Below are 13303 nucleotides of genomic sequence, written 5' to 3' on the forward strand. Positions count from 1 at the left end.
AGGGTGGGACGATGAACGAAAAGACGGCCCGGGCGACACCCGCCCGGCTGCCGGGCGGCGGCGCCGCCCGGGGCGGCCCGGGATGGGCCACCGCCGGGATGCCGGCCGAGAAGTCGATGAACTTCGGCCCGTCGGCCCGGCGGCTGCTGGGTCTGCTCCGGCCGCACCGGCTGTCGCTGGTCGCGGTGGTCCTGCTGGCGATCGTCAGCGTCGGGTTGTCGGTCGCCGGGCCGAAGATCCTCGGGTACGCCACCGACGTGATCTTCTCCGGACTGATCGGCAAGCAGTTGCCGGCCGGTACCACCGCCGAACAGGCCGCCGAGGGTGCCCGGGCGGCCGGCAACGACGGCTTCGCCGAGCTGCTGCTGAAGATGGACGTCATCCCCGGCGTCGGCATCGACTTCGAGCAGCTCGCCAGGATCCTGCTGCTGGCGGTCCTGCTCTTCCTCGCCGCCAGCCTGCTCGGCTGGCTCCAGGGCTACGTCCTCAACGGCGCCGTGCAGAGCACCATCCGGCAGTTGCGCTCGGACGTGGAGGCGAAGCTCAACCGGCTGCCGCTGCCGTACTTCGACGGTCAGCCCCGGGGCGAGCTGCTCAGCCGGGTCACCAACGACATCGACAACATCTCGCAGACCCTGCAACAGACCCTCAGCCAACTGCTCACCTCGCTGCTCACCGTGATCGGCGTACTCGGGGTGATGTTCTGGATCTCGCCGCTGCTGGCCGTGGTCGCGCTGATCGCGGTCCCGGCGTCGGTGCTGGTCACCAAGCAGATCGCCAAGCGGTCGCAGAAGCAGTTCATCGCACAGTGGACACACACCGGCGTGCTGAACGGTCAGATCGAGGAGGCGTTCACCGGGCACGAGCTGGTGAAGGTCTTCGGCCGGCAGCGCGAGGTCGAGGCGGCCTTCGGCGCGAAGAACGAGGAGCTGTTCAAGGCGAGCTTCGCCGCCCAGTTCGTCTCCGGCATCATCATGCCGTCGATGATGTTCATCGGAAACCTGAGCTACGTGCTGATCGCGGTGATCGGCGGGCTGCGGGTCGCGTCGGGGGCGATGACGCTCGGCGACGTACAGGCGTTCATCCAGTACTCCCGGCAGTTCACCCAGCCGCTGACCCAGGTCGCCGCGATGGCGAACCTGCTCCAGTCCGGGGTCGCCTCGGCGGAGCGGGTCTTCGACGTACTCGACGCCGCCGAGCAGACCCCGGACCCGGTCGAGCCGGCCCGGCTCACCGAGCGGCACGGCCGGGTCGAGTTCGCGCACGTCTCGTTCCGGTACGAGCCGGACAAGCCGCTGATCGACGACCTGTCGCTGGTCGCCGAGCCGGGGCACACGGTGGCGATCGTCGGGCCGACCGGAGCCGGCAAGACGACCCTGGTCAACCTGGTCATGCGCTTCTACGAGCTGGACGCCGGACGGATCACCCTGGACGGGGTCGACCTCACCGAACTGCGCCGGGACACCCTGCGCGGCGAGATCGGCATGGTGCTCCAGGACACCTGGCTCTTCGGCGGGACGATCCGGGACAACATCGCGTACGGCAACCCGGAGGCGAGCGAGGAGGAGATCCTCGCGGCGGCGAGGGCCACCTTCGTCGACCGCTTCGTCCGCAGCCTGCCCGACGGCTACGACACGGTCATCGACGAGGAGGGCAACAACGTCAGCGCGGGCGAGAAGCAGCTCATCACCATCGCCCGGGCGTTCCTGGCCAACCCGTCGCTGCTGATCCTGGACGAGGCGACGAGTTCGGTGGACACCCGTACCGAGGTGCTGCTGCAACGGGCCATGGCGGCACTGCGGGCGGACCGGACCAGTTTCGTGATCGCGCACCGGCTCTCGACCATCCGGGACGCCGACCTGATCCTGGTGATGGAGAGCGGCCGGATCGTCGAGCAGGGCACCCACGCCGAACTGCTGGCCGCGAAGGGCGCGTACCACCGGCTCTACCACGCGCAGTTCTCCCAGCCGGTGGCCGACGTCGAGCCGGCGATGGTGGCCGGGCCGGGCGGCGTACCGGCCGGGGCACCCCGGCAGCGGGGGTGACGGGCGCACGACGAGGTGCCGGCGCCGGCTGGGGCTCCGCCCCGGCCGGCGCCGGTAGGGTGCGGGTATGAGCTCAGAGGCTGTCGGCAGGCATATGCCCCCGGTCGTGACGCTCGATGACCTCACGGCGATGATGGCCGCCGACGAGCACCATCGTTACGAGATCAGCCCTGAGGCAGTTCTCTCGATCACGCCGCCGCCCGGGTATGCCCATGCGATCATCGCGACGCGGCTGATGGTGTGGCTTGCCGGCGCCGGTGTCCCGGCCGACCGGATCGCGCAGGCGGTCGGTCTACGCATTCAGGGTCGCAACGGCGTCGGCGGACGCATCCCCGACCTGGTGGTGTGGAGCAAGGCCCAAGCCGACGGCATCTGGTTGCCGGTCGCCGACGTACTCCTCGTGGTGGAGATCGTCTCGCCGGGCTCCGAGGGCGTGGACACGGTGACCAAACGCAGCGAATACGCGGCCGCCGGCATCCCGCAGTACTGGGTGGTCGACCAGGACCCGGCCCAAACCGTCACCATGCACCGCCTGGACGGCGACCACTACGCGGTACGGGCGAGCATGCCGCTGGCCTGGGTGCTCAATACCAGCCCGACCGAGCACGACCTCGGCTGAGACGAGGAGATATGCCTGCTCAGCGGTAGACGTCCCGTCGGTTGCCGCGAGCAGAAAGCCCTCGGCCGGGACGGCGGAGCGCTTTCCGTCTTCCGTTCGAGGCGCCCCGAGTTGTCGGGCGGGCCGGGGTCAGTTGTGCTGGCTGGCCAGGCTGACGAATGCCTGCCACTTCTCGGGGGTGAAGGTCAGCGTCGGTCCCTGCCGGTCCTTGCTGTCCCGGACCAGGACCCGGCCGGGGAGGTTGTCGGCAACCTCCACACAGTCCCCGCCGCTCTGGCCGCTACGGCTGGACTTGCGCCAGGTCGGCTGCTGGGTCGTCATAGTCATTCACCAACCTCAAGATCAGGTCTCTCGACTGGTCACACGGGAGGGCGACCGCCGCTATAGTCTGCCACGCCCGCTCCAGGCCGGTCACGCGAGTTGATTCCGTTATCACCCGGCCCTCGTAGAAGTCCTCTAGTAGGCCAACCGCGCCACTGCCCTCCATCGTCGCCAGCGCGAACGACCCGCTGCGGCCCGGGTGCAGCCCGGCGGAGTCGGGGAGGACGTGGACGAAGATGTTCGGCCGGGCGCTGGTATCCGCCAGGTGCAGCAATTGATCCTTGGCTATCCCGGGCGGGCCGCACCGGAGGGCGGCGGCGTCGATGATGAACGCGAAGGCAGGGCGGTCCTCCCGGTCGAGGATGGTGGCCTGCCGCTCCAGTCGGTTGGCGACCCGCTCCGCCACCTCGTCGTCGGAGAGCATTCCGGTGCTGGCGAAGACCGCCCGCGCGTACGCCTCCGTCTGCAACAGACCGGGAATCAGGGTGGCCTGGAAATAGCGGAGGATCACCGCCGTCTCCTCCACGTCCCGCCAGGGTCGGAACCAGCTCGGGCCCGGCTTCCGGTTCTTTCTGGCCTCGGTGGACAGTTTCTGGATCTCGTCCCCGGTTTCGAAAAATGCGTCCAGGGCCACCGCCGTGTCCTGCTGCGGAGAGAGCCGGCTCGTCTCGAACGCCGCGATCAGCGACTTGCTGACCTGCACGCCCTCGGCCACCTGATCTTGGGTAACGCCTCGCTCGGCCCGCAGTTCCTTGAGCCGCGTCGGAAGATTACTCACGTTCAGTGCCCTCCTGTAGCCGACTGCGATCCGGAGTATCCGTCGTTTGTGCCCGCCGATTATCTTCCGTCACCGTGCGGTCACAGTCCAGGGTGGATTCGGACGGAGGCACCGAAACGGCGGGGCCGCGGCGTGCCAGATATCGCCCCCGCCCCGCTCAATTTCAGGAGGTGACGGATGCGTTTTCACCGAGTACGGCGAATACACCGACGGGACTGGCGGCGGCTGTGGCGGTACTGCCGATGCGGGTGCCGCTGGCGCTGCCCGGACGCCCATTCCCTGACGGCGGCACCGCCGAGACCCTGGGAACCACCACCGATCCCGGCGCTGACCCGCCGAGGGTATCGGGCAGCCGTCCGCGCCAGGCCGCCCAAGCCGGCCGTGTCGGCCATGCCGTCCCCGCCGCAGGTCGTCGCGCTCGGCCGGGAAGTCCCGGCCCCGCCGTCGCCATCCCGCCGGCCCACCAATCAACGGGCTCTGCTGGACGCGCACAGCAGCGGCCGAACCGGCAACCTCACCCCGACGCAGCGGCATCGCGCTCGGCTGCGCCAGCGGGTGTGACCGGTGATCGGGCCGCCGGAGCGGTGGTACCGGTTCGCCGCGCGGCGGCGCCGCCGAATCGGCGTCCACGTCCCGGCACACCCGTCGTACCGCTGCCGTGACTGCGGTGCCGCCTGGCCCTGTGCACAGGCGCGAATCTGCCTGCTGATCAGCTTTCAGGGCGACCGGGTGGGCCTGATGGTGTACCTCGCCGCACACCTCGCCCGCGCCCTGGAAGAACTCCCCGACACGCATCCCGCGCTGATCGCCGGCCAGATCCTGCACTGGGTACCCCGGCGTTACTGATCCGCCTCGTCACCCGATCAGACCCGCCCCGGACCACCCCGCCTTTCCCCTGGTCCGGGGCGGGTCGCATTGCGCGGGTCAGCGCGCACCAGTCTCGTACCCGTACCCGATGGTCTAGATCCGGGCCAGCGCGGCGCGGAGCGGGTCCAGGCCGAGCGAGCCCAGGTCCAGCGCGGCCCGGTGGAATTCCTTCAGGTCGAAGTCGGCACCCTTGCGCGCCTTCGCGTCCTCCCGGGCCTGCAACCAGATCCGCTCGCCGATCTTGTACGACGGTGCCTGCCCCGGCCAGCCGAGATAGCGGTTCAGCTCGAACCGCAGGTTCTCGTCCGGCACCCGGCAGTGCGCCCGCATGAACTCCCAACCCAGCTCGGGGGTCCAGCGCTGCCCCGGGTGGAAGCCGAACGGGTTGTCCCGGGGAATCTCCAGCTCCAGGTGCATGCCGATGTCCACGATCACCCGGGCGGCCCGGAGCGCCTGCCCGTCGAGCATGCCGAGCTTGTCGCCGGGGTCGGCGAGATAACCCAGCTCGTCCATCAGCCGCTCGGAGTAGAGCGCCCACCCCTCGCCGTGCCCGGAGGTCCAGCAGAGCAGCCGCTGCCAGCGGTTGAGCAGGTCGGCCCGGACCTGGGTCTGCGCCACCTGGAGGTGGTGTCCGGGCACGCCCTCGTGGAAGACGGTGGTCACCTCCCGCCAGGTGGAGAACTCGGTGATGCCCTGCGGCACCGCCCACCACATCCGGCCCGGCCGGGAGAAGTCCTCGCTCGGGCCGGTGTAGTAGATGCCGCCGTCGCTGGTCGGCGCGAGGCAGCACTCGATCCGGCGGACCTGCTCGGGGATGTCGAAGTGGGTGCCGTGCAGTTCGCCGATCGCCTTGTCGGCCAGCGCCTGCATCCAGTCCCGGAACGCCTCCTTGCCCTGGATCCGGCGAGCCGGGTCCGCGTCCAGCGCGGCCACCGCCGCGTCGATGCTGGCGCCCGGGCCGGCGATCTCGGCGGCCACCGCGCGCATCTCGGCCTCCAGCCGGGCCAGCTCCTCGAACCCCCAGGCGTACGTCTCGGCAAGGTCGACGCGGGCGCCGAGGAAGTACTGCGAGGCGAGTTCGTAGCGCTCCCGCCCGGCGGCCTGCTTGGCCCGGCCCAGCGGGGCGAGTTCGTCCCGCAGGAAGTGCCCGAACTGGGCCGTGGCGGCGGTGGCCGCCGCCGCGCCCCGACGCAGCTCGGCGGCGAGCGCCGGGTCGGCGGGGAGCCGCTCCACCAGGGAGTGGAAGAAGTCGTCGCCGTCCGGGTCGGTCCAGATGTCGCACTGCTTGGCGACCTCGACGATCTGCGCCCGGGGGCTGACGTGCCCGGCCTTGGCGGCGGTACGCAGCGTCGTCTTGTACGCGTCGAGCGCACCGGCGAACTGGCCCAACCGGGCGGCGATGTTGCCGACCGCCTCGGCCCCCTCGGTCGGCATCAGGTCGAAGACCTGCCGGAGTTCGTGCAGTCCGCTGGCGATGACGTTCAGTTCGCTGGTCGTCTCGCCCGCGTCGTACCGGGCGAGTTCGAGGCCGAGCCGCTCCTGCATCGCCTCCTTGGCGGTCCGCTCCGCCTCGGAGTCCGGCTCGGTGGCGTTGAGGGCGGTGAGCGTACGCCGGGTCAGCTCGGCCTGTGCCGCGAAGCCATCCGGGGACAGGTCGCCGAGCTGGTCGTCGTACCCCCCGATGCCGACAAAGGTCGCGCCGGTCGGGTTCAGCCGTGCCCACTCGTCGACGTAGCCGTCGGCCAACTCGTTGATTCGTCCCACGCCACGACCCTACGTGATCGGTCCGACGCCCCTCATCCGCGTTATGCCGTACGCCGGGCCGTGTCGGCGGGCCACCCGGACGGCGGGGTCAGGGCAGGAGTTCCCGTGGGTCGAAGTCGATCTCGAAGGGCTCGCCGGCCCGGAGCCGCTGGCCGCAGACCGCCTCGGCGGTACGCCGGTACTCCCCGTCCTCCAGGGTGAAGAACTCGACGGAGGCGTGCCGGAGCCGGCGGACGATCTCCACCCGCATGAAGTACGGCACCCCGCCCTCGGCACACCGCTTCGGCTTGTCGACGAAGTCCTGCTTCCGGCTGCCGTGCGACACGAACTCGACCGCCATCGTGCAGAGCCGGACCGGCACCCACTTGTCCTCTTCGTCGGTCTGCGGCAGCGCGTGCAAGATGGTGACGTCCGGCTGGATCCACTGCCGCAACTCGAACGTGAGGTTGACCGGGCCGTACACGTAGAAACCGGACGCTTGGGCGGCCGGTCGGAGCAGGTGGGCGAGCGTCATCTCCCCATAGCTGTTGGCGCCGACTTCTGCCGGGGTCATCACTAACCTTCCGTCGATGCACTCGTAACGTGCGGTAGGCAGCTCCGGCAGCGGAAGATAGCGGTCGGCGAGCTGGGTTGTCCACATCCCGTCGAAATCCACCAGCGGATCGAACTGTGCCGGCATCGCCATGGGCCACCTCCTCGACGCAATCGACGTTACCAACCCAACCGTTTGACGTGTGTCGCCCGCCACGAGGTCCGGAAATCACGAGACAATGTCGTACTCCTGGCCCAGAGTGTCAGGGGTGACTGGCGCTACCACTCCTGACAAGGCCGCCCTCGGGTCATGGCTGCCGGGCTTCTTCGCCCTCGGCGCGATCTGGGGATCCAGCTTTCTCTTCATCAAGATCGGCATCCGGGAGATGCACCCGGTCTACGTCACGCTCGGCCGGGTCGGCGCGGGCGCGATCACCCTGCTGGTCGTGCTGGCGGTGCTCCGCGACCGGCTGCCCCGGGACCCGAAACTGTGGCTGCACACCGCGCTCTACTCGGCGATCGGGGTGGCCCTGCCGTTCACCCTCTTCGGCTACGGCGAGCAGCGGGTCTCCTCGATGCTCGCCGGCATCTGGAACGCGACCACCCCGCTGGTGGTACTGCCGCTGGCGGTGCTGGTGTTCCGCACCGAGCGGATGACCGTACGCCGGGGAGTGGGGCTCGGGCTCGGCTTCGTCGGGGTGCTGGTGGTGCTCGGCGTCTGGCAGGGCCTCGGCGGTGCCCAGTTCACCGGCCAACTCTTCTGCCTCGCCGCGGCGGCCTGTTACGGCGTGGCCATCCCGTACCAGAAGCGGTTCGTCGCCGGCCGGGCCGAGTCAGGGCTCTCGCTCTCGGCGGCGCAGCTGCTGATGGCGACGGCGCAGCTCGCGATCGCCGCGCCGCTGATCGCCGGTGCCCCGCCGGCACCGACCCGGCTCTCCGGCGAGGTGATCGCCAGCGTACTGGCGCTGGGCGCGCTCGGCACCGGCCTGGCCTTCGTGATCAACCTCCGCAACATCCGGGTCGCCGGGGCCAGCACCGCCTCCACGGTCACCTACGTGATCCCGGTCTTCGCGGTGCTGATCGGAGTACTCGCGCTCGGTGAGCACCTGGCCTGGTACCAGCCGGTCGGCGCGGCGATCGTGCTGGCCGGGGTGGCGGTCTCGCAGGGCCTCTTCGGCCGGCGACGCCGCCCGGCGGTACCGGCCGGGATGCCGCCGGAACTGACCACGTCAGGCCGCGTGTGAGCCGGTCCAGTCGAGCAGTGCCTCGGCCGACCAGGTGTTGACGACCCGCTCCACCGGTACGCCGCACCGGGCGGCCCGCTCGCAGCCGAACCGCTGCCAGTCGAGCTGACCCGGTGCGTGCGCGTCGGTGTCGATGGCGAACCGGCAGCCCGCCTCCACCGCCACCCTGATCAGCCGCTTCGGCGGGTCCTGCCGCTCCGGACGAGAGTTGATCTCGACGGCCTTGTCGTGTTCGGCGCAGGCGGCGAAGACGGCGTCGGCGTCGAAGTCGCTCGGCGGCCTGGTCCGCGCCCGGTGTCCCCGGTCGCCGGGCCCGGTCACCCCGGGCGGCCGGGCGGCGACCATCCGCCCGGTGCAGTGCCCGAGGATGTCCAGGTGCGGGTTGGCGACCGCCGCCAGCATCCGCCGGGTCATCCGCGCCTTCGGGTCCCGCAGGTTGCTGTGCACCGAGCCGACCACCACGTCGAGTCGGGCCAGCAGCTCCTCGTCCTGGTCCAGCGAGCCGTCGTCGAGGATGTCGACCTCGATGCCGGTGAGGATCCGGAAGCCCTCCGGCAGCGCGTCGTTGACCGCGGCGACATAGTCGAGCTGCCGGCGCAGCCGGGCGGCGGTCAGCCCCCGGGCCACGGTCAGCCGGGGCGAGTGGTCGGTGAGTACCAGATATTCGTGGCCCAGCTCGACGGCGGCGAGCGCCATCTCCTCGATCGGTGATCCCCCGTCCGACCAGTCGGAGTGGGTGTGGCAGTCGCCGCGCAGCGCCGCCCGCAGCGCGGCGGCCTCCTCGTCCAGGTCGAGCCCCTCGGTGGCCAGCAGCCGGCGCAGATAGACGGGCTCCTCACCGCGCAGCGACTCGGTGACGGTACGCGCGGTCACGTCGCCGACGCCGGAGAGTTCGGTCAGGGTGCCCGCCTCGGCGCGGGCCGCCAGCTCCGGCGCGGGCAGCTCGGCCAGGGTCTTGGCGGCCGACCGGAACGCCTTGACCCGGAAGCTGGCCTCGTTCGCCCGTTCCAGCAGGAAGGCGATCCGACGGAGGTCGGCGAGGGGGTCGCGGCCGGTCATGCCGACCAGGTTAGCCAGCGGTCGGCACCGGCGGGGGGACTCGCCGGGGCGTGCCCGACCGGCCGGTGCCGCCCGGCGGACCGAACCGGGTTGCCGGCCGGCGGACCGAACGGGGTTGCCGCTGTCCGACCCTCGTCGTAGTGTCCGTCCGCCGCTTCGCGCCACGGTTCGGGCGGAAGCATTCACGGGGGAGGACGAATCGTGGTAGCCACTTTCCGCGCGCTGGCGTCGGTGGTGATGCTCGCCGGGTTCTACGTCGTCGCGCTCGTCCAGCTCGGCGGCGCGGTGGCCCTGGCCATCTGGCTGGCGACCGTGCTCAACGGCGTGCTCGCACTGAAGATCGTGTTTCCGCTCTTCGTGGCCACGGTCGGCGCCGTCTCGGTCGCGCTCTGGAAGGCCGTCCGGGCCAGGCCGGAGCCGCCGGAAGGGCTTCCGGTCGGCCCCGACCAGGCCCCGGAGCTGTGGCGTACGGTGCACGAGCTGGCCGGCGTGGTCGGCACCCGGGTGCCGGACGAGATCCGGCTGCTGCCCGAGGTCAACGCGGCGGTGACCGAGGACGCCAAACTGCTCGGCCTGATCGACGGCCGACGCATCCTCTACATCGGACTCCCGCTGCTCCAGGCGATGAGCGTCGACCAGATCCGCTCGGTGGTCGCCCACGAGCTGGGGCACTACTCGGGGCGGCACACCCGGCTCGGCGCGGTCGCCTACCGGGGCCGGCTGGCCCTCGGCGGCACCATCAACCGGATCGGTTCGGCCAACCCGGTCGGCTGGGTCTTCAAGGGCTACGCCCGGCTCTACCTGCTCGTCGACAACGCCGCCTCCCGGCGCCAGGAACTGGAGGCGGACCGGGCCTCCGTGCAGGTCGCCGGCCGGGCCGCCGCCGCGTCCGCGCTGCGCGAACTGCCGGTACTCGACGCGGCCTGGGGCTTCTTCCTCCAGCGGTACGTCCACCCCGGCTGGGAGGCCGGGTTCGTGCCGGACGACCTCTTCGCCGGCTTCTACGCCCTGGTCGCCGCCCGGCAGGCGGAACTGGCAGAACTGCGCGGCAACGAACCGGACGGTACCGGGTCACGCTGGGACACCCACCCGCCGATCCCGCAGCGGATCTCGGTGATCGCCACCACCCCCGACGTACCCCGGCCGACCGACAACCGACCCGCGTACGTCCTGCTCCCGCAGATCGCCGTGCTCGGTCGCCGGCTCCAGGAACGGGTCGTCGACGTCGGCGACCGGCAGGTACTGCCCTGGCCGCAGTTCACCCACGCGATGGTCGCGGCCGGCGTGCAGCGGCAGACCGACGCCGTCTTCCGGGCACTCGGCCGGTTCACCGGGGCACCCGAGCCCGGGCTGCCGGTCCTGTTCGAACTCGTCCAGGCCGGCCGGCTCGGCGAGTTCGCCGAGCAGTTCTTCCCGAACGCCACCCGCCGGGAGGCGGCCGGCAGGTTCGCCGAGCCGATGGAGACGCTGTTGCAGAGCGCGGCGGTCACTGCCCAGGCGGCCTGGTGGCAGCACTCGTGGTCCGAGCCGGCCCGGCTGGTTGGCCGGGACGGGCAGCCGATCTCGTTCACCGAGATCGCCGAACTGGCCGTCTCGGCGCAGACGCTGCCCGAGGCGGTCGCCCGGCTCACCGCGCTCGGCATCGACCCGGCGCACGGCCGGGTGGTGCAGCGCCGGGCCACCGCGAACGGCGCCCGGCTGCTCGCCGCGCTCGCCAACATCAAGGTCGACGGCGTCGACCACGACGTGCTGATGCTCAACCGTGGGCTGGTCTTCGTCGGCAACCCGGGCAAGGCGGACAAGGGTACGAAGCGACTGCGCGAACTGGTCAGCTCCGCCCCGGTCGCCGAGCTGGCCGGCCGGCACCACTTCCTGCCGTTCGAGGAGATCGCCGGTGCCACGATCGGCAAGCAGGTGCCGCTGAAGGCCGAGCTCGTGCTGCACGACGGCCGTCGGCTGGCGCTACAGGAGGCGTGGAGCAGCGAACTGCTGGAGAAGAACAGCCGGGACACCCTGCTGGAGGCGCTGAAGTCGTTCGGCGAGCGCTGACCCTGACCGGCCGCCGGAACGCGCCGTACCCTGGCGGTCATGCGCACGATCGACTGGGTTGACGGTGCCGTCGAACTGATCGACCAGACCGCCCTGCCCGCGCGGCTCACCGTACTCCGGCTGAGCACCGTCGAGGAGCTGGTCGCGGCGATCCAGCGGCTCGCCGTACGCGGCGCACCGGCACTCGGCGTCGCCGGTGCGCTCGGCGTCGCGCTCGCCGCACACCAGCCCGGCGACGTGGCGTCGGCGGTACGCCGGCTGGAGACCGCCCGGCCGACGGCGGTGAACCTGGCCCGGGGCGTACGCCGGGCCGCCGCCCGGCTGCCGGAGGGCGCCGACGCGGTCCTCGCCGAGGCGCTGGCCGTCCGGGACGAGGAGATCGCCGCCTCGGAGGCGATGGCCCGGCTCGGCGCCGACCTGCTGGCCGAACTCTGCGGGGCGCGGCCTCGACTGCTCACCCACTGCAACACCGGGGCGCTGGCGGCGGTGGTCGGCGGTACCGCCCTCGGCGCGATACTCGAACTGCACCGGCGGGACGCGCTCGGCGCGGTACTGGCCAGCGAGACCCGGCCGCTGTTGCAGGGCGCCCGGCTGACCGCCTGGGAACTGGGCCGGGCCGGGGTGCCGTACCGGGTGGCGGTGGACGGAGCGGGTCCGTTCCTGATGGCCCGGGGCGAGGTCGACGCGGTGGTACTGGGCGCCGACCGGATCTGCGCCAACGGCGACGTGGTCAACAAGATCGGCACGTACGCGCACGCGCTCGGCGCCCGTCGCGCCGGCATCCCGTTCGTGGTCGTCGCGCCGGAGTCGACCGTCGACCTCGACACCGCCGACGGTGCACAGGTCGAGATCGAGGACCGGGGCGCCGCCGAGGTGCTCCGCTACGGCGGGAACCCGGAAGCCGACCCGGGACCGGACACCGTCGACGCGGTCAACCCCGCCTTCGACGTGACCCCGTACGAGCTGGTCACGGCGATCGTCACCGAGCGGCGGGTGATCAGGCTGGATCGGGGAGAGCGGGTCTGACCGCGGTGACCGTACGCCGGTCCTCGGCGACCCGGGTCACCCAGCCACCCGCCCGGCCGAGCCGGAGCAGCGCGTCCGGCCGGGCCGGCAGCTCCACCGAACTGCCCGGGCGGGGCGGCCAGCCCTGCCGGGCCGCCGAGCCGGGCGCCAGCCACTCCCGCAGCGCACCGATCGGGTCCGCCGAGCCGACCGCCGCGCGGGCGCCCTCCAGCTCCCGCAGCACCGCGTCCAGCGCCGGGCCGACCGCGGCCGCGTTGCCGCCGCACATCGCCGCGACCAGGTCCGGCCGGGTCGCCGCGACCCGGGTGCCGTCCCGGAACGAGCCGGCGGCCAGGGTGCCGGCCAGCGGGTCACCGGCCGCGACCGCCGCGATCGCGGTGGCCAGCAGATGCGGTACGTGGCTGACGGCGGCCACCGCCCGGTCGTGCTCGGCGGCGACCGCCGGCACCACCCGGGCACCGATCCCGGTCAGCAGGGCCGCCAACTCCAACCAGTCGGCCACCTGGGTCACCCCCGGTTCGAGGCAGAGCACCCAGGCGCAGCCGGTGAAGAGGCTCGGATCGGCGGCACCGAACCCGGAGGTCTCCCGGCCCGCCATCGGATGCCCGCCGACGAATCCGGCCCGCCGGTCGGTACCGCCACGCAGGTGCCGGTCGACCAGGGCGCGTACCGGCTCCTTGACCGAGGTGACGTCGGTGACCAGCCCGGTGTAGCCGGCCGAGGAGAGTTCGTCGAGCACTCCGGCGACCGCCGGCAGCGGTACGGCGACCACCACCAGATCGGCGCCGGCCACCGCGTCGCGTACCGTCCGGGCGACCTGCCAGCGGTGTGCCGGCGGCGCCTGCGCGGCGGCGGTCCGGGCGGTGGCCCTGGTCGCCGGGTCGGCGTCGTAGCCGAGCACCCGGTGACCGGTCGAGGCCAGCGCCCGCAGCACCGAGCCGCCGATGAGACCGAGCCCGATCACCGCGACGTCCACGACCGGAACTCTCGCACACCGGCC

12 protein-coding genes are annotated in these 13303 nt (G+C 71.8%); 6 read left to right on the forward strand and 6 right to left on the reverse strand.

All coding sequences use genetic code 11. The annotated features are described in order from the left end of the window. Window positions 1–11 precede the first annotated feature (11 nt). Window positions 12–2045 carry an ABC transporter ATP-binding protein gene (locus tag C6W10_RS06575; RefSeq protein ID WP_107263722.1) on the forward strand — a complete coding sequence of 678 codons (2034 nt, stop codon included), beginning with the start codon at window positions 12–14 and terminating at the stop codon, window positions 2043–2045. 106 nt (window positions 2046–2151) lie between these two features. After that, entirely contained in the window at window positions 2152–2664 is a 513-nt protein-coding gene (locus C6W10_RS06580; RefSeq protein WP_234361645.1) for a Uma2 family endonuclease, read from the forward strand. A gap of 129 nt (window positions 2665–2793) precedes the next feature. Here C6W10_RS06580 and C6W10_RS06585 read toward each other — a convergent pair whose 3' ends face one another. Together C6W10_RS06585 and C6W10_RS06590 are read right to left on the reverse strand one after the other, a co-directional pair. Further along, a complete protein-coding gene (locus C6W10_RS06585) occupies window positions 2794–2985 on the reverse strand; it encodes a DUF397 domain-containing protein (protein WP_107257275.1) in 192 nt (63 codons plus the stop codon). Further along, window positions 2945–3763 carry a helix-turn-helix transcriptional regulator gene (locus C6W10_RS06590; RefSeq protein WP_159104492.1) on the reverse strand — a complete coding sequence of 273 codons (819 nt, stop codon included), beginning with the start codon at window positions 3761–3763 and terminating at the stop codon, window positions 2945–2947. The genes C6W10_RS06585 and C6W10_RS06590 overlap by 41 nt, the downstream gene beginning before the upstream one ends. Before the next feature lie 564 nt (window positions 3764–4327). Here C6W10_RS06590 and C6W10_RS06595 point away from each other — a divergent pair. Beyond that, window positions 4328–4609, forward strand: coding sequence for a flavin reductase (locus tag C6W10_RS06595; protein WP_107257277.1), 282 nt, complete (start codon window positions 4328–4330; stop codon window positions 4607–4609). 114 nt (window positions 4610–4723) lie between these two features. On the opposite strand, the gene C6W10_RS06600 is transcribed toward C6W10_RS06595, so the two are convergent. After that, a complete protein-coding gene (locus tag C6W10_RS06600) occupies window positions 4724–6394 on the reverse strand; it encodes a DUF885 domain-containing protein (protein WP_107257278.1) in 1671 nt (556 codons plus the stop codon). 88 nt (window positions 6395–6482) lie between these two features. Then, a complete protein-coding gene (locus C6W10_RS06605; protein ID WP_107257279.1) occupies window positions 6483–7079 on the reverse strand; it encodes a Uma2 family endonuclease in 597 nt (198 codons plus the stop codon). Window positions 7080–7164: 85 nt separating this feature from the next. Here C6W10_RS06605 and C6W10_RS06610 point away from each other — a divergent pair, with 85 nt between their 5' ends. After that, window positions 7165–8169 (forward strand): DMT family transporter, encoded by a 1005-nt coding sequence (locus C6W10_RS06610; RefSeq protein WP_107257280.1) that lies wholly within the window; start codon window positions 7165–7167, stop codon window positions 8167–8169. Here the strand turns inward: C6W10_RS06610 and C6W10_RS06615 are convergent. Continuing rightward, the gene (locus C6W10_RS06615) at window positions 8155–9228 is read right to left on the reverse strand and encodes a PHP domain-containing protein (RefSeq protein ID WP_107257281.1); all 1074 of its coding nucleotides are present in this window, start codon (window positions 9226–9228) and stop codon (window positions 8155–8157) included. The genes C6W10_RS06610 and C6W10_RS06615 overlap by 15 nt on opposite strands. A gap of 201 nt (window positions 9229–9429) precedes the next feature. Here C6W10_RS06615 and C6W10_RS06620 point away from each other — a divergent pair, with 201 nt between their 5' ends. Both C6W10_RS06620 and mtnA read left to right on the forward strand, forming a co-directional pair. Further along, the gene (locus tag C6W10_RS06620; RefSeq protein ID WP_234361647.1) at window positions 9430–11277 is read left to right on the forward strand and encodes a M48 family metallopeptidase; all 1848 of its coding nucleotides are present in this window, start codon (window positions 9430–9432) and stop codon (window positions 11275–11277) included. A 39-nt stretch (window positions 11278–11316) separates the two neighbouring features. Beyond that, window positions 11317–12303 carry an S-methyl-5-thioribose-1-phosphate isomerase gene (gene mtnA, locus C6W10_RS06625; RefSeq protein WP_107257282.1) on the forward strand — a complete coding sequence of 329 codons (987 nt, stop codon included), beginning with the start codon at window positions 11317–11319 and terminating at the stop codon, window positions 12301–12303. Here mtnA and C6W10_RS06630 read toward each other — a convergent pair. Further along, entirely contained in the window at window positions 12275–13279 is a 1005-nt protein-coding gene (locus C6W10_RS06630; RefSeq protein WP_107257283.1) for a prephenate dehydrogenase/arogenate dehydrogenase family protein, read from the reverse strand. The genes mtnA and C6W10_RS06630 overlap by 29 nt on opposite strands. Between the last annotated feature and the right edge of the window lie 24 nt (window positions 13280–13303).

This window comes from Plantactinospora sp. BB1, from assembly GCF_003030385.1.
In the GTDB taxonomy this organism is placed as follows: Bacteria; Actinomycetota; Actinomycetes; order Mycobacteriales; family Micromonosporaceae; genus Plantactinospora.

Coding starts and splice junctions, on each gene's coding strand:
- C6W10_RS06575 (WP_107263722.1), top strand. CDS start 12: ATGAACGAAAAGACGGCCCGGGCGACACCCGCCCGGCTGCCGGGCGGC.
- C6W10_RS06585 (WP_107257275.1), bottom strand. CDS start 2,985: ATGACGACCCAGCAGCCGACCTGGCGCAAGTCCAGCCGTAGCGGCCAG.
- C6W10_RS06605 (WP_107257279.1), bottom strand. CDS start 7,079: ATGGCGATGCCGGCACAGTTCGATCCGCTGGTGGATTTCGACGGGATG.
- C6W10_RS06610 (WP_107257280.1), top strand. CDS start 7,165: ATGTCGTACTCCTGGCCCAGAGTGTCAGGGGTGACTGGCGCTACCACT.
- C6W10_RS06615 (WP_107257281.1), bottom strand. CDS start 9,228: ATGACCGGCCGCGACCCCCTCGCCGACCTCCGTCGGATCGCCTTCCTG.
- mtnA (WP_107257282.1), top strand. CDS start 11,317: ATGCGCACGATCGACTGGGTTGACGGTGCCGTCGAACTGATCGACCAG.